Genomic DNA, 16006 nt, shown 5'->3' with positions numbered 1-16006 from the left:
TGTTGTTTCTATAAACAGGTAGCTCCTATGGAGCTAATGGTTACAACAGGGCTTCATAGGAGCCTCGTGTTTATAGCAAACACAAACAACGCGCCAGAGCTCCATAGGAGCCTCCTTTGATACTATTTTAATGTGTTTGTATTTAACTTTTACAACTGTTTTTTATCAGCTTCGGCCAGTTTGGTGTTGGGTAGTTGATCGCTATTGAACACTTTAAAGTTCTTCACTTTATTCAGCATAAATATAGATGCACCGTCTGCTTTTTGAGCACGGATATGTTGAAAGTCTACTCCATCTACATTATCTAAAACGAAGGCCGGGCGTAGGTCCTCCTTCATATAACTAACCTCAACATCGCTCATTTTTAGATCTTTTACATTACGGATAAAGAAACCGTAAGCTGGTGTGGTGCCAAATTGGTCGGGCTCCGGATAGCTTTTTATTAACGCGGGAACTTCGTTGGCAGCCTGCTCTTTGGTACCACCACCTTTAAAATAAATGCGAATGTTATTTAATGTCAGGTCCTCAATATCATGACCGGGTATCCCGCTGATAATTGCGCCTTGTTTGGCAGAAACATTATAAGCAACAATATTGCTCAATATCACCCTATGTAGCTGGCTGTATTGGAAACCTTCTGGGCCACGCTGGCGTGCGCCCAGGCGTATAAATATAGGCGCATTGGGGATGTCGCGCATGGTAATATTGCTGATGGTAATATCCTCCAGGGCGGCACCGTCAACAGTTTCTAAACAAAGGCCACGGCAATAATCAAAAGTGCAATTGGTTATGGTGATGTTTTTAAACCCACCGTTTGATTCTGTGCCCAGTTTGATGCGGCCTGTTGGCGATTTACCGCCCTTTACAAAAGTACCGTCTAAAAGGGTCCCCTCGTTATAGCCCGAAACCTGGCAATTGGTAATGGTAACATTTTCTAAAGCGCGGGGATAGTTTAAAGCGAAATCGCATTTCAACACAATACCATCATCGCCTGGCGAATTAACACTACAATTAGAAATATGTACATTCTTGCTTGATATCAGGTCAATACCGTCGCGGTTAGTATCCATTTTAATGTTATCGATAGTGGTATTATCAACAGCAGTCAACAAAAAACAAAACCAGCCCCCATGCGCAATGGTAAAGTCTTTAAATATTACGTTACGGCATAATTTAAGGCAGATAGATTTATTGCCCGAGCCATTATTCAAATCCTTTTTATCGTCCTTTATTAATCCTTTGCCCCAAATACGGCCCGGACCCAATATGGAAATATCATGCAAATTCTCACCAAGTATTAGGCTGTTATGGAAATGGCTGTGGCCGTAATCCTGGTAAACCTCGTTCTCGCCTTTTTCGGGCAGGTCATATTGTCCCTCACTCATAGCGGCTGCAACTATAGTAGCGCCCTGATCAATATACAAAGCAACATTGCTTTTAAGGTGTATAGTTACAGATAAATAATCGCCGGCAGGGAAATATACCGTGCCGCCACCCGCCGCGCTAGCCGCGTCAATTGCTTTATCAATGGCTTTGGTGTCGATGTTCTTACCATCGCCTTTGGCTCCATATTTTTTTACGTTGTAAACCGGGGCCTGTGCCGATGAAAGGTCAACAATTGAAAAAAGCAGGATAAATGTGCCCGTAAGTGCGCGATATAGTGTGGTCATAAATAATTGGTCTATTAAATTGGTTTACTTAACTGTGGCTATATTAGTACTTTATAATTATATAAATACTTTATGCCTAATTAAAATCTATGCAATCGATACCAATTAAGCTAAGTAAAATGTAAACAGGCGGGTTATAAATTATATTAGCATGCCTGCTTAGTAATTGGTTATTGAGTAGTTATAACTAACGTTTTTCCCTTTTTCAAATCGGCATCATCAACAAAATAATCTTTTATCTTTTTATCGCCGATTGTAATGCCGGTTATTTTTTTACCATGATTTTTTCTGAGGATGGTTGCTGTTCTGTCGCCCAGGTTTAAAGTAACTTTGGCAAACAGCGGTACAGAAACTATGTATTTAGGGTCAGCAGGCGAGAACGTGTAAATGCCCATAGCGTTAAATACAAACCAGGCAGACATTTCGCCGGCATCATCCATACCCGCGTAAGCCAGTTTATCTTTGCCCATATCATAATAATGATTCATCACACTATCTAACAGCACCTGTGCCTTTGGTTGCTTGTCTACAAAATAATAGTAGAATATAGTGCTATGATCAGGCTGGTTACCCTGGCAATAATTACCTATAAAACCCGACATGTTATCTGCTTCATGGCCATCATACGGCGTAGTAAACATATCATCCAGTTTCTTCTCGGCGGCGGCTTTGCTGCCGAACAATGATATTAAGCCGTGAGGGTCCTGAGGAGCAAAGAAAGTTTGCTGCCAGGCGTTGCTTTCGCGGTACATGTATTCGTAATAAACATAGTTGGGGTCAAAATTCTTAACCCAACTGCCATCAGCCAAACGTCCTTGCATAAATCCGGTAGCTGGATTAAAAACATTTTTATAATTACTTGTACGCTTCATCAGCATATTATAATTATCCATGTCGCCCAGTTGTTTGGCTAATTGTGCAGTTGCGTAATCATCATAAGCATACTCAAGCGTTTTGGTCACCGCTGCCTTTCTTACCGTGTTAACAACCGGGTGCTCTACTTCAGCCTCGGATATATATCCTTTGGTATTGTATTCATCCACATATTTACGGGTACCTTCAACTGTGGCATTTTTTAACATCAAATCATAAGCACCTTTTACATCAAAACCTTTTAAGCCTCGCAAATACGATCCGGTTACAATAGCAGATGCGTGATCGCCATGGAAGAATGTTGGCATAAAACCGCTTATCTTCCCTTTATCAACTAACGACTGGATAACGTCATTCATTACTTTAGGTGATAGCAAGCCTAACAATACATCTTTATTACGGTAATCATCCCATATTGATGGATCGGTATAATAGCTAAAGCCTTTATTCTGTACATTACCGGCTGCATCGGTAAAATCGCCATTGGCATCGCTTCGCAATGCAGGCCATAAGAATGAGCGATACAAACAAGAATAGAACAGGCCTTTTTGTTTATCAGTTCCACCTGTAACCTGGATCTTGCCCAGTAGGTTCATCCAGGTTTGGTTGGCTTCCTGCCTTACTTGCGTAAAGCTCTTGCCCAGCATTTCTTTCTCCAGGTTTTCTTTAGCATTTTTTACGCTTACGTATGAAAAACCTATGCGTAACTCAAGAAGTGGGTTGGCACTATTGGCAAAACTCAACACAGGTGTTTTTTTAGGGCCTGCCGGTGCCAGATTTTTTTGGCGTGCTCCGGCAGGCCTACCCATAGGATTGGTAGCCGAAGTTAACGTATCTATTGTTGTTATTTTTTGGTTAGATACCGCGTAGAAATACATCTTTTCGCCGCCTTGTTGGAAACCCGAAAAAATATTATCGCTTTCTTTTTTAATATCCCAGTTACGGATTCTTTCATTAGCCATAGCCAGATCGGCAATTAATCTTTTGCTTGCCCCCGCCTTAAAAGTGTATTTATGGAACGCGCAGCGCAAGGTTGAAGTCAGCTCGGCATTTACACCGTAACGCGGTAAATAAACCTGGTAATAGCCCGGATGTGCTGATTCGTTTTTATGGCTAAAGGCCGATTTATAATCATCGGCAGTAAAATTGTTTCCACTTGCAGGCATTAATGGGATATTAGCCAAATTCCAGTGCCCTTTACTGGTATGAGCAAAGCCATAGATCACGGTATCTTCATACTGGTACCCAGAACCACTATGAAACTGGCTTACCGGGGTTAACTGCACCATCGCATTTGGTACCGATGATCCGGGGAATACTTCGGCACCCCAGCTTCGGTGGGTCGGTACAAAACCCAGGTCCTTAGGGTCCCATAAAGTAGCGGTACCCAGCAATGGGTTAACATAGGCCGTAACCGGTTTTGGCGCAGCCGATTCTTGAGCCTGCGATGCTACAACTGTCAGCAAAAGTAACGCAACAAAAAGTATATTTTTCTTCATCGTTTTTAGTTTATCGGTTTTATATGACAACCGTGTTTTAAATTTTTGAACTACCATTCCAATCTCACTTTTATTCCATCAGGGCTATTATCAAAGCTTAAAAAACTTGTTTTTCCAATAGCATCCCATGAGGTTTTAACATCAGCGATAATTTTACCCGTGGCATCGGTCACTATTATCTTTTTTGGTTGCGATGGCAGTAATACCCGCATGGCGTTAGTGGTATTCAACGGGCTTTTTGCAATAAACGAGTAGCTGTTTTTTTCTACCTGCTCGTCATATACGCGTGCTGCTGTGGTCAATACCTGCGGTGTTTGCGGGTTAGGCACTTTATCAATATTATATAGATACCCTTGCTGGCCCGGCATAACCTGTTTTTGGGCGATGACAGGCAACGTTGGGTCAAACAGGTCTATCAGTTTTCCTTTTATCGTAAACGGATCAGCATTAACACTTTCGTCCATAACCGATATGATCTCGTAGGGGCCGCGGTTTAGATAAAGGCTGTTCTTATATTCTACTTTTTGCCCGGTTGCTTGTTGATAAAGTGTTTCTACTTTTTCGCGCAGCTCGTCATCTCTGTCGCTTTCCATTACAAATTCCTTAGGGTCCCTGCGGATAATACAGATCTTCCCTTTACCTACTGTATACGTTCCTGCTTTGGGGTTTTGGCCGATACCTAATTTATCAAACAGGTCATCAGCCGGGCATTTATATTTTTTATTGCCTTTGTTCCACCATTCCTGTACAGATTGGAAAGCATCATCGTCACGCCCCGAGTAAACAATTATGCCACCGTTACGCACCCATTTAGCCAAGTGCTCGTGTGGTTCTTCGGTCAACGGCTTCATGTTCGAGTATGACATCAGCAGGATTTTGGTATCAGCCAGAGCCTTTGCATACCCTACATTTTCTATATGCACAATATCCATCGGCACCCCTCTTTTCAGGAATGGCAATGCCTCGCCAAAAAAGTTTGACAGTTGCGGGTCCATCAGTTTATTGTTGGACGGAACACGGTTAAACATGCCCGATGTTTCGTAAAAACTGGTATAATATGGATCGGCCCAGGCCTTGCCGTCATCATGTGTTGGCAGGCGTTGAAACATCATGGAGTTACCCATCATCACACTAATACCTTGTGTACCTGATGTTTTATTTTTTGAGGTTTTGATATCATTTAATGAGTTGATCATCACCATCATTTGGGTCGAATAACTCTTTGGCATACCTGCCCGCTCATTACTGGTTCTGCTGGTAAAATACTTACCATCGAATATGCGATCGGGCCACGGCATTACCTCATAATTATCCACATCCGGGAAAAACAACTCGGCGGTAAAAGTGGTTTGATAGTTCTTTTTGTAATCGCTCCAGTCGCGGCGGGTATCTTCTACGGGGTCGTTCTCGAAGAAAAGTTTACGGCCTGTAGGGGCTGTCATCGATTTCATACAACAATATTCAAGGAAGGCTGTCTCAAATGATCGTTCTTTGGCAATGCCGTTAAAATAAGTAGGCTCGCGGGCAGTACCTGTCCATGATTGAACGATGTACCCATCTACACAATCCAATGATGCCAAACTGGCTTCGGGACTAACAATTTGCCACATCGAATAATTGATGAGCGAGTGCGTAGGCACATAGCATCGCACAGTCATCCCTTTACTTTTACCGTACTCTTTAGCGTAAGTAAATGATTCTTTAAGCGCCCGATAGAATAAATAGTACTTTAATTTGTTTGACAGGTAGGTATTCTCTGCCGACTCATGCTGGGGTCTCCAATCGAACCCATAATACTCTTTCCACTCACGTTTAAAACCTTCGCTATAGCCCGATTTTGCCCAAAATTCAGGTTCTTCCAGGTAAATAGCATCAACACCTGCATCTATTACTTTCTTGATTACCTGTTCTTTATAATATTTCAAAAAGTTCATGGTAGGCACTACGTAGGGCGTGTTTTTGCCATGCCATACGGTATCGCCATTCATCATCTTCTGCCCTTCGTCAAAATGCGGCTTGCCGTCCCATTTACCCATAAAATAGTCCTGGTAACCGCCCCATGCCATGCCGGTCATAAAGGCTACCTGGTACCCATGGTCGCGCCATGATTTTACCCTTTGCTCAAATTGTCCCGGCCTGCCCCCGGCACCGTATACAATAGCCACATCAGCCCTTGAATCGGTAGTAGCTTTCCATGCCGCACCTGTTTGAAAGGTTGTCTTTTCTTTATTGACGACTGTAGTCGGCTGTTTTGCTTTTGTTTGAGCCCAACCTGGTACAGTTGTAAACGACAAGAGAATGATTGCTAGCGCGATTATTCTCCTACCATTTTGATGTGCCTTTTTTGACATAAATGGTTCTTTAGGGTTATAATTATTGGTACCACTAAATTAGTCTTTATTGGCATTGCACTGTGTATCAATTTTGTTTCGGTTTGTGAAATCTAGTTTAAATTATAGTGACTTTCTAACCAGGCGTAACGAGCCAGTATTTCTAACATTCCGCCGTGCTCTACTAAATTTTGCACCCCGTCACGGCCGGTAAATAAGCCCTGTTCGTTCTTTTCATTTTTTAAAGAATTATCTAAACATTTTTTAAAGCCTATAATGTATTTGGTGTCTTTGTTATATTTTAACAAATGCTGATATGCTCTTAATAATACGGCATTAAACCAATAGCCGTCCCTAAACTTATCACGGCCATAAAAGAACTCCAGCGAGCTATCGGCAATAACATTTGCTTCATTCAGATATTTTTTATCACCCGTAATTTCGTACAGATACACATACGATTCGAGCATAGTACCTGTATTGTAAGAGAATGTAGCTTTACCAATGCTACCGTTTCTTACACGGATGTTATCATAATATAACTTTGCCGGGGTTTGCAGCTTACTATTTGTCCAGTTCACAATCTTTAAGGCAGTGTCCAGGTAAGCTTTATTTTTTGTAGCCTGATACAATTGCAATGCTACCAAAGCCGCCGGGCCATTGGAGCAAGTATTTTTTGAGCTCAGGTCGCCCTCTTTCCAATATACCCCACCGCCTAAAGCCTGATCATAGCCGGTCATAACAAAATCATACATCATTTTACCAAGCGCAAGGTCTGATTTTTTCTTGGTTCTGGCATAGGCATCCAAAGCAGCAATACCTATCCATTCGTTATCATCATAATAACGCTCGCCGGGTTTTAGTTTCATGATATAATCGGTATAACCCGGTGCCGGTGGAGCAGTATTTAAATAATAGCTCATGTTCTTCACCAATGGGTCCATCAGGTTGGCTTTCGGTTCTAACTTTTCTATCTCGTTAGCGGCCTGGTACATGGCGCAAAGCGACCATAAGTAGGTGTATTGACGGGTATAACCGTTCTTTTTTTCGCGCTTTGCAGAGTCTACTACTACAAAGTAATACCCGGACGCTTTGTCGTAAAAGTTTTTATTAATGGCAGCCTGTAATGCTTGCATTTCTTTTTTGTAAACGCCATTATTTTTAACGCTTTGCGCAAAAAGCATGCTCGAAAAACAGGTTAAAAATAAAACAAGAAATAAGGCTTTCTTATTGAAGATCATAATTAGATAGTTTAATGTTTAATAAATATATAATAGCTGTATGGTTGACAAAAATTGTTTTTCTGACCTTTTCAATATTGGTTTATTAGTGCTATTGGGATAGCCAACAATTGTAACATTAATATGCAATTATTCCAAACCAAATTCTGTAATACAGACGCAATACAGAAGTTTGTATCCATAAGTTTGCAAAACAGGCCCGTAATAGTTTTACTATAAATTATGCGGTTTCATATAAATTTATAAATTTGACATCACCATTTAAACATTAAATTAACAGCATAAATTCATGAAGAATGATCAATTATCAAGGCGCCGGTTTATTGGAACAGGTGCGCTTGCAGGTGCAGGGATGTTGTTCCTGTCAAAATCATCATTTGCACACTCAGTTTTGGGTGCTGCTGATAAGCCGGACTCGAAGATTGAAGGCGTACAGATAGGCGTAATAACTTATTCATTTAGAAGCATGCCGGGATCTGTTGAAGACCTGTTGAAATATTGTGTAGAATGCAATATCAATGCTATTGAGCTAATGGGCGATGCCGCCGAAGTTTATGCAGGCATACCTAAACGCGAGCAAGGCCAAAGCAATGCCGACCATAACAAAGCCGTAGCAGATTGGCGGGCTTCAGTTTCTATGGATAAATTTAAAGAGCTGCGCAAAATGTACAAGGACGCCGGCGTAACCATTTACGCCTGGAAACCAAGCGCGCTTGAGGCCCGCAATACTGACGAAGAAATTGGTTACGCGTTTAATGCCGGTAAAGCTTTAGGTGCAAGCCATTGTACCGTTGAATTAGGTAACGAAGCTCAAACCAAACGCCTTGGCGATCTGGGTACCAAATATAAAATGAAAGTTGGCTATCATGCCCACACTCAAGCTACCCCGACATTATGGGATACCGCTTTAAGCCAGTCAGAATACAATTGTATTAACCTGGATATCGGTCATTACACATCAGGCACCAGCAGCAGCCCGGTACCTTTTATTGAAAAATATCACGACCGTATAGTAAGCATGCACCTGAAAGACCGCAAGTTTCATGACGGCCCAAATACCCCATGGGGCGAGGGTGATACACCAATAAAAGAGGTATTGCAACTGGTTAAGAAAAATAAATATAAATTCCCGGTTACTATCGAGCAGGAGTATAACATCCCTAAAGGATCAGACGCCGTTACCGAGGTTAAAAAATGCCGCGAGTTTGCAGTGCAGGCTTTAAAAGCATAAGTAAAATGATAAAGAGACCTATTATAATGCAACTATCACTGATAGCTTGCATTATAACTATGGCTTTTTCTGCGCATGCAGCCAAATGGGGTTACGTACGCGCCATAGCCATAGAAAACCCGGCCAGCCCGGCCAATAATGTCGTGGTGCAGATACAGCTTACCGGGTTTGATTACTCAAAAACTGTTGCCGGCGGTGCCGATCTTCGCTTTGCAACTGGGTAATGCTTTATACCGGTGCCAGCATTAATAAAGTTGATGAGTCCCCGTTGGTTAAGGTAGCCAATAAAAAGATAACCGCTAACTGGCGCAAGGCCGCTTATTGGTACGATGGTACCAACCTTAATGGTAAGCAAGATAATGTGACAGCTACATTTACTACGCCGGATGCATCGTCAAAACTGGCATTGCGCACGTTGGATAATGACCAATGGGATAATTTTGGCTACGTTACTGTAAGCCCATATTCCGGCCCCGAACCGGTTGTTACTATTGGTGAGGAAAAGAAAAATTAGATAAAACTTGCTTCGTTAGGATCATCACCAGAGTGCAAAAAGAATCCTGATGGAATACAAGGGGTGTTAACTGCGTGTTAATTTAAATATATGCCGTCTCTTTTCTTAATATATTAGCCCAACAAAACCTAAAAAGTCTACTATGAGAACCTTCTTATTTATATTTCTTCTATTATCAACACCTTGTTTAGCGCAACAATCTAATGGAATCATCTTTCAGTCTGGTTTAAGTTGGCTTCAAATCCAGACAAAGGCCAAAGCAGAAAAGAAATACATTTTTGTAGATACCTATACCACTTGGTGTATCCCTTGTAAACAAATGGCGGCAGAAATATTTCCACAAAAAGAAGTTGGTGATTTCTTCAACAGTAATTTCATAAATTTTAAAGTGCAAATTGATAGATCGAAAAGTGATAGTTACGCAGTAAAAAAAGCTTATAGCGATGCAAAATTAATTAAGGAAACTTACAAGATCAGCGCTTATCCAACTTATCTTTTCTTTAATCCAGAAGGGGAGCTCGTACATTCTATAATCGGCACCAGTAGTGGCAAAGAATTTATCGTGAAAGCCCGCCAGGCACTCGACCCTTCAACACAGTATACTAAATTACGTAAAGAATTTGAAGAAGGCAGAAGAGACACTGCTTTTTTAAAATTGTTAATACGAATTTCTCGTTCAGTAAATGATATGATGAATTTGCCGAAGTATAGAAAAAGTTACTTAGAAACACAGGTAGATCTTTTAACTCCTCAAAATATTCGATTGATAGCTCAGAGTATTTCAAGCAGCAAAGATATTGGCTATAATGTTTTAATAAATTATCCAGAGAAGGTAGATGAAGTTATTGGAGCTAGATGGAGGAACGATTTAATAAATGATATTGCATTTGACGAATATATATTACCGAAAATAAGATTGGGTGGCAAGAAGGAAATTTATCCTGGCGGGATGGCAGGATATGTCGGAGAGCTTAATAAAAGTATTGACTGGGTTGCGCTGAATGACTCGTTACAGGTTAAATTTAACGAAAGGGCTGACAGGCTGCTGTTGGATGCGAAGACCCATTACTTTCGCTACAACAATGATTGGGGAAACCTTAACAAAACATTATTACAATATGTTTCTCAACATCAAAATACAGAAATATATATTATTAGCGATTGGCTTCAATATTTTACCTCATTTTGTAAGGAAAGTAAATATTTAGAAGATGTATTAATTTGGGCAAGAAACGTTCAATCAAATATAGAAGATCCAACAGCTATAAAAAACTATGGTTTAGTATTATACAAAGTAGGTAAAAAAGAACAGGCTATTGCGATGCTATTGAAATGCCAAAATTTGTTACCTAAACCTGATGAGAGCATAACAGCGCTTATAGCTAAAATCAAAAATGGGCAAAAAATTGATCAACATTAACTAGAATGATTACATTAATTTCCGTCCTCGCAGGGTCCTTTTCAATAGACCCTGCGGAAATTGTCAAATACATATGCTGGACCGAAAGAGTAATGGGCAGGTGTTTAGTTATACATTAAATTATTGGGAGTGCCTGCAATTGAGAATAGAAAAAATATACGTTGGGCCGCTTTGGGGGATTGTAGTGGGGCTAAATATTAATTAGATCAAAGTTGCTTTTAGCAACAAGTAGATCAATGCCACTCAATTGAAAATTAACAACATGCCATAAAACATAAACTCAGTACTACACCATAATAGATGCTAAAATCCCCATTCTATAAACAACAAGATCAGATGGATTGCGGCCCGTCATGTTTACGCATGATTATTAAACATTACGGACGCAATTATCCGATACAAAAATTAAGGGCACTATGCCAAACCAATAGGCGTGGTGTAAACTTGTTGGGTTTTAGCGAAGCGGCAGAAATATCGGGTTCAGGTCTTTAGGTGCTAAGCTTACTATCGATCAGTTAAAAACAGCTAAGCTCCCGGAGCAAAAGGTCGGTAGAAAAAAATTTAAATAATCTTCGCTCCGTTAGGTGCGAAACTTAAACGATAGTCTTTAATCACTCAGGTTAGTCGGCTGTATGGCGGATAAGTAATGTACCTACGGCACATATTATTCATTTATTTTCTTTTCTACCGACCTTTAACCCCTACGGGGTTTTATTTAAAACCCTACCACTATGCCCTCTTTCAACACCACATTATTTACACCTGCATTAGGCAGCCGGGTACCGGCATTGCTCATGTGCCTTAGGCCAAATCTTACATCGGCATATAGATTTTTGTAGATCTTTAGATTAACACCTGCAAAAAAATTATTCGAAAACAAAAAGCCGCTCATTTGCCTATGTGGTGTACCCGATGCATAATGCGGGCCGCTGCTTAATGAAATATACCAGCTAAGTGGTAAAGCCGACAGATGTTTACGATACAAAACACCCAGGTTTAATCCAAATTCATAGCCATCCAAATAATCGGCCGATGCAGATTCGGGGTACATGCCATACCTGTTGATGTTGTATTGCGGCTGCACCAAAACATCCCATTCTGCTGATCTTTTCTTTTTTATGGTGCGATAATATTCCAGCTCGTAAAAAGTTACGTGGTAGTAATAATTGGTAGCCACCGCAAAACCTTTGCTGCCATCCCCTACCAACTGCCCTATGTATTGATTGCCTGTGCCGATGACAAAACCCAGCCGGTTCTTCTTCGTAAATAAACTGTCTTGCGCGTATGCCGATTTAGAGGCAACAAAAACGATCAGCCCCAATAATATGATAAATACTTTTTTGCGCACGTTGTAATAGGTTTATCAATGCATTAATTACGGTAACCGATACAAATTAGTTGCTTTGGCTGCGGCTCTATCGAAATGACATTTTTTTTTCGTATATTAGTGTGATTCGAAACATCAGCCTTCAAAAAAACGAAGCCTTTTATAAAAAATTTATTTTTCGCTAAAACGAGCGTGCAATAGTGGGTAAATTATTCAAACAATTGACAATCAGTATATTAAACCAATATCTTACTACCGGCATTAACCCCTATACCCGATAAATGCCCTAAATTACTACCAGCATTAAAGCTAATACTTGAAAAATAGCAAAAATTACTACCGGCAAGATCCCTGATACCCGATAATTGCCTGAAATTACTACGCGTATAAGTTATTACACTGGTGTGAAATAAAAACAAAAACGGGCAACTTATGGTCGCCCGTTTAATAATAAGATTGGTTATTGCCGACCCTTTATTTTGTATTCCTTTGGCGGCTCGGCACCCAGTAAGTTCTTTACAAAATAATCCCAACGGCGGCGCATCATATAAGTAGAGTGCTGCCCGTAGCCATGCGGGCTATTAGGGAAGATCACCAGGTCATAATCTTTATTGGCTTTTTCCAACGCCTCTACAACCAGCAATGTATTTTGCGGTGGTACGTTATCATCCATTAAACCATGGGCCAGCATTAGTTTACCTTTCAGGTTCTTGGCCAGGTTTTGGTTGGCCTGCGCAGTATAATCAGAATTGGCAACTAAGCCGTTATAACGCTCGCCCCAGTTATCTTCATAGTTCAGGTTTTCGTGGTTGCCAGACTCGGCTATCCCAACTTTAAAGAAATCAGGATAACGGAACATAGCACCCGCGGTAGCAAAACCACCACCCGAGTGCCCCCAGATCCCTACCCTATCCAGGTCCATATAAGGATATTTGGCAGCCAGTTGTTTAATGCCGGTTACCTGGTCTGATAAAGTATTGTCGGCCATATTACCATAGCTCATGTCATGGAAACTTTTTGAGCGTAATGGGTTGCTGGTACCTTCAATTTCAACCACCACAAAACCAAGATCAGCTAATGCGCCGTTATCGCCCCTGGCGCTTGCAAACGACCAGCTACCCACGCTACCACCCTGCGGACCAGGATAGATATAGTCAACAACAGGGTATTTTTTATTGGGATCTAATTTAGCTGGCACCCACATTAAGCCATAGATATCGGTTTTTCCGTCATGAGCTTTTACCGAAAAAGGTATCACCGCTTTCCAGCCTGTGGCTGCTAGTTTTGAGATATCTGTTTTTTCCAGTTCAGTAATTGGTTTACCCTGCATGTTGCGCAATACGGTTACTGCCGGTACATCAGGTTTCGAATAGGTATCAATTATATAATTACCCATCGGCGAAAAACTGGCCGTATGGTTTCCGGCACCCGGCGTAAGTACGGTAAAACCTTTACCATCAAAACCAATTTTGCATAACTGGCTGTAGTAAGGATTCTCTGCTTCTAATCCACCTGCGGTAAAGTAGACAACCCGATTCTTTTCATCAACCTTAACAATGTTGGTTAAAACCCAGTCGCCTTTGGTTACCTGGTTCTTTAGCTTGCCGGTAGCGGCATCATATAAATATAAATGGCCCCAGTTATCACGCTCAGAGAACCATAGTATCTCGTTAGTTTTACTCAGGTAGCGCCAGTTAACATCGGCCCAGCCAGACTCAAATTGAGTTTTCACGGTTTCTTCAAAAACCTCACGCACGACACCTGTTTCGGCATCGGCTATGCGTACCTTTTCTTGTTTATGATCACGGTTGGTTGATACAAAAGCAAGTTTGGTTGCGTCATCGCTCCAATAAACATCGGCCCAGCCTGCACCACCTTTAATATCATCACTCAAGGTTGATCTATGCGGATCAGGATCACATTGCAGTTTAATAACTTTATGATTATCTACATTAATAATTACCCGCGTAAGCATTGGTATTTCCTTATCACCGGGGAAAGGATATTTCCACGCCCTTAAAGTTGGCGCACCTACCGCAGTTGGCACCAGGTACATATTATTCACTTTACGCTCGTCCTGTTGAAAGGTGGCTATCTTTTTTGAATCAGGAGACCATACCAATATCGGCCTGTCACCTTGTGCCCAGCCGGCATTATCGGTTCCATAACCATCGTCTGTTACACCATCAGTAGTTAGTTGGATTTGCTGATTGGTTTTAACATCGCGCATCCATAAATTAAAGTCTTTTATAAAAACTGCCTTTTGTTTGTCGGGCGATAAAACCTCGTTGGGATTACCACCAACCATACCTGCGCCACGGCGGCCACGTGCACCGGCGACAGCTATCGCCTTTATCGTGCTGTTATCAGCAACTACCTGGTTATTCTCAAACTTCCATTGCTTACCATCAACCGAGAAAATAACACCCTTACCATTTTCTGCAAAGCTAAAAGATTGAAAAGGCAGATCAGCAGCGGTATATTGTTTACCTGTTGCCGATGATAGCGCGGCAGCCAGTTTTTGATGATCAAACGCTGGCTCTTTGGTTCCCCTGGCCGGGTTAAATAACATAAATTGATTGCCGTCTGCAACTGATGTACGGTAATAAAACCGATCATCAGGCAGCCACGTTGGATGTATGCCTGTGCGTTGTATCAGGGGTTCTGTATTGTAAATCAGCATGCTTTCTGCATGCTCATAATCTTTAGCGGTTAAAACTGGCCTTTGCTGGGCATTAGCAGTTAAGGCTATTGCCAAAGGGATAGCGGTAAGTAAAAACTTATTCATTGCGTATAATAAAGCAGTTAATTTTAGACAACCAATATACGGCTATTAATAAATTTTTCAGGCAACATGATAAATTGTATATTGCAGTATGAAAACTATCCTTGAAAACCCTGTAGTTATTACTATTGCAAAAATTGCAATGTGCCTTATTATTATTGGTTTAGTACGTCGTTCTCTTGACTTAGGCACTGTTATACATTCTGCAGAATCTGTTGCTTATAAGATGGGTAATATCGCTGCATTAGCGATACAGTTGCTGGGGGCTATAACCGTATTGTTTTTATTGTTTAAAAAGCCTGAACAAGTAGCGGCTTAATCTTATTATAAAAAAAGCTACCTCATTCCATTTTTCAATATCTAATTTTCAATGCGTTACCCTGAGCTATCACTAAGGCATGTTTGTAATAGGTTATATTACTTTTCTGCCAATAGAGCAGTTAACTCTGCGGCTACTTTTTGGGCTAACGCCGTAAATCCGGCAGGAATTGGGTGCGTACCATCACCACCCTGGTAATATTCAGGACGATCAATAACCAGCGCCCATAGGTCATCCACCTTAATATCTTTTTGTGTGCTTATGTAATCCAAAGCTATTTTATTACGCTCTTTAACGCGATCTGTTTTGGGGTCTAATATTTTAGCATCTGCACGGGTATGCATTGGCGTTGTGCTTGCCCAAATCAACTTGGCATGCGACGCGCCTTTGCGTATGGCTTTAACAAAACCGGGGAATGCTTTTTTGTATTCATCTTCCGTATAATCAAACCCGTGCAGGCCATTATTAAAATGTACGATATCAAATTTATAATAGCTCATAATAAGGGCTATTTCTTTATTTAATGCCGGGTCGCAAATGCTTTTTGATGTTGCCAGTCGGGCAACATAGGCTTTACCGGCCATCAGCTTTACTACTTCGGGATAATAGCCGCGGGTAATAGAGTTGCCTATTAAAAGTATGCGTGGCAGGGCTGCATCATTGGTGTTAGGCATAAAAGCGTCAATCCACTCTGTACCTTCTCTTTTTGGTTGATCGTCCTGCGCCATTACAGGCATTGCTATAGCAAACAAAAGGACAGTGGTTAAGATTGATAATAAACTCTTACTTCTCATAAA

At 41.1% G+C, this 16006-nt stretch carries 13 protein-coding genes; 6 read left to right on the top strand and 7 right to left on the bottom strand.

Annotated features, from left to right (window positions below):
• Positions 1-149: 149 nt before the first annotated feature.
• The 4 genes from JWQ34_RS03940 to JWQ34_RS03925 all read right to left on the bottom strand — a co-directional run bounded on the left by JWQ34_RS03940 (position 150) and on the right by JWQ34_RS03925 (position 7556).
• Positions 150-1670, bottom strand: coding sequence for a glycoside hydrolase family 28 protein (locus tag JWQ34_RS03940; RefSeq protein ID WP_299354173.1), 1521 nt, complete (start codon positions 1668-1670; stop codon positions 150-152).
• 170 nt (positions 1671-1840) lie between these two features.
• Positions 1841-4042 (bottom strand): GH92 family glycosyl hydrolase, encoded by a 2202-nt coding sequence (locus tag JWQ34_RS03935; RefSeq protein ID WP_299354171.1) that lies wholly within the window; start codon positions 4040-4042, stop codon positions 1841-1843.
• Between the two features lie 50 nt (positions 4043-4092).
• Positions 4093-6393 carry a hypothetical protein gene (locus JWQ34_RS03930; RefSeq protein ID WP_299354168.1) on the bottom strand — a complete coding sequence of 767 codons (2301 nt, stop codon included), beginning with the start codon at positions 6391-6393 and terminating at the stop codon, positions 4093-4095.
• A gap of 92 nt (positions 6394-6485) precedes the next feature.
• Positions 6486-7556, bottom strand: coding sequence for a glycoside hydrolase family 76 protein (locus JWQ34_RS03925; RefSeq protein ID WP_299354165.1), 1071 nt, complete (start codon positions 7554-7556; stop codon positions 6486-6488).
• Positions 7557-7902: 346 nt separating this feature from the next.
• Between JWQ34_RS03925 and JWQ34_RS03920 the strand changes: the two genes are divergently transcribed.
• The 5 genes from JWQ34_RS03920 to JWQ34_RS03900 all read left to right on the top strand — a co-directional run bounded on the left by JWQ34_RS03920 (position 7903) and on the right by JWQ34_RS03900 (position 11270).
• Positions 7903-8844, top strand: coding sequence for a sugar phosphate isomerase/epimerase (locus JWQ34_RS03920; protein ID WP_299354162.1), 942 nt, complete (start codon positions 7903-7905; stop codon positions 8842-8844).
• 5 nt (positions 8845-8849) lie between these two features.
• Positions 8850-9068 carry a hypothetical protein gene (locus JWQ34_RS03915; RefSeq protein WP_299354159.1) on the top strand — a complete coding sequence of 73 codons (219 nt, stop codon included), beginning with the start codon at positions 8850-8852 and terminating at the stop codon, positions 9066-9068.
• Entirely contained in the window at positions 9068-9358 is a 291-nt protein-coding gene (locus JWQ34_RS03910) for a hypothetical protein (RefSeq protein WP_299354156.1), read from the top strand. Before JWQ34_RS03915 ends, JWQ34_RS03910 begins: the two co-directional genes overlap by 1 nt.
• A gap of 142 nt (positions 9359-9500) precedes the next feature.
• Complete coding sequence (locus tag JWQ34_RS03905; RefSeq protein ID WP_299354153.1) at positions 9501-10778, top strand: thioredoxin family protein; 1278 nt, start codon at positions 9501-9503, stop codon at positions 10776-10778.
• 300 nt (positions 10779-11078) lie between these two features.
• Positions 11079-11270: a cysteine peptidase family C39 domain-containing protein gene (locus JWQ34_RS03900; RefSeq protein ID WP_367278590.1), complete on the top strand. Its 192-nt coding sequence runs from the start codon at positions 11079-11081 to the stop codon at positions 11268-11270.
• Between the two features lie 223 nt (positions 11271-11493).
• Here the strand turns inward: JWQ34_RS03900 and JWQ34_RS03895 are convergent, their stop codons facing one another.
• Positions 11494-12126 (bottom strand): acyloxyacyl hydrolase, encoded by a 633-nt coding sequence (locus JWQ34_RS03895; RefSeq protein WP_299354150.1) that lies wholly within the window; start codon positions 12124-12126, stop codon positions 11494-11496.
• Between the two features lie 439 nt (positions 12127-12565).
• Positions 12566-14893 (bottom strand): DPP IV N-terminal domain-containing protein, encoded by a 2328-nt coding sequence (locus JWQ34_RS03890; RefSeq protein ID WP_299354147.1) that lies wholly within the window; start codon positions 14891-14893, stop codon positions 12566-12568.
• Between the two features lie 88 nt (positions 14894-14981).
• On the opposite strand from JWQ34_RS03890, the gene JWQ34_RS03885 reads away from it, so the two are divergent.
• Positions 14982-15209 (top strand): hypothetical protein, encoded by a 228-nt coding sequence (locus JWQ34_RS03885; RefSeq protein WP_299354144.1) that lies wholly within the window; start codon positions 14982-14984, stop codon positions 15207-15209.
• A gap of 98 nt (positions 15210-15307) precedes the next feature.
• On the opposite strand, the gene JWQ34_RS03880 is transcribed toward JWQ34_RS03885, so the two are convergent.
• Positions 15308-16003, bottom strand: a complete 696-nt coding sequence (locus tag JWQ34_RS03880) for an SGNH/GDSL hydrolase family protein (RefSeq protein ID WP_299354141.1) — start codon at positions 16001-16003, stop codon at positions 15308-15310.
• Between the last annotated feature and the right edge of the window lie 3 nt (positions 16004-16006).

Origin of the sequence: Mucilaginibacter sp. (genome assembly GCF_028288185.1) — a bacterium.
In the GTDB taxonomy this organism is placed as follows: domain Bacteria; phylum Bacteroidota; class Bacteroidia; order Sphingobacteriales; family Sphingobacteriaceae; genus Mucilaginibacter.
The sequence above is the reverse complement of the archived record's forward strand: the minus strand, read 5'-3'. Positions and strand labels throughout refer to the sequence as shown.

Bases quoted from the DNA above. Each gene is read 5' to 3' on its own strand.
- JWQ34_RS03915 (WP_299354159.1), top strand. From the start codon at position 8,850: ATGATAAAGAGACCTATTATAATGCAACTATCACTGATAGCTTGCATT.
- JWQ34_RS03925 (WP_299354165.1), bottom strand. From the start codon at position 7,556: ATGCTTTTTGCGCAAAGCGTTAAAAATAATGGCGTTTACAAAAAAGAA.
- JWQ34_RS03900 (WP_367278590.1), top strand. From the start codon at position 11,079: ATGCTAAAATCCCCATTCTATAAACAACAAGATCAGATGGATTGCGGC.
- JWQ34_RS03920 (WP_299354162.1), top strand. From the start codon at position 7,903: ATGAAGAATGATCAATTATCAAGGCGCCGGTTTATTGGAACAGGTGCG.
- JWQ34_RS03940 (WP_299354173.1), bottom strand. From the start codon at position 1,670: ATGACCACACTATATCGCGCACTTACGGGCACATTTATCCTGCTTTTT.
- JWQ34_RS03890 (WP_299354147.1), bottom strand. From the start codon at position 14,893: ATGAATAAGTTTTTACTTACCGCTATCCCTTTGGCAATAGCCTTAACT.
- JWQ34_RS03930 (WP_299354168.1), bottom strand. From the start codon at position 6,393: ATGTCAAAAAAGGCACATCAAAATGGTAGGAGAATAATCGCGCTAGCA.
- JWQ34_RS03910 (WP_299354156.1), top strand. From the start codon at position 9,068: ATGCTTTATACCGGTGCCAGCATTAATAAAGTTGATGAGTCCCCGTTG.
- JWQ34_RS03935 (WP_299354171.1), bottom strand. From the start codon at position 4,042: ATGAAGAAAAATATACTTTTTGTTGCGTTACTTTTGCTGACAGTTGTA.
- JWQ34_RS03885 (WP_299354144.1), top strand. From the start codon at position 14,982: ATGAAAACTATCCTTGAAAACCCTGTAGTTATTACTATTGCAAAAATT.
- JWQ34_RS03905 (WP_299354153.1), top strand. From the start codon at position 9,501: ATGAGAACCTTCTTATTTATATTTCTTCTATTATCAACACCTTGTTTA.
- JWQ34_RS03880 (WP_299354141.1), bottom strand. From the start codon at position 16,003: ATGAGAAGTAAGAGTTTATTATCAATCTTAACCACTGTCCTTTTGTTT.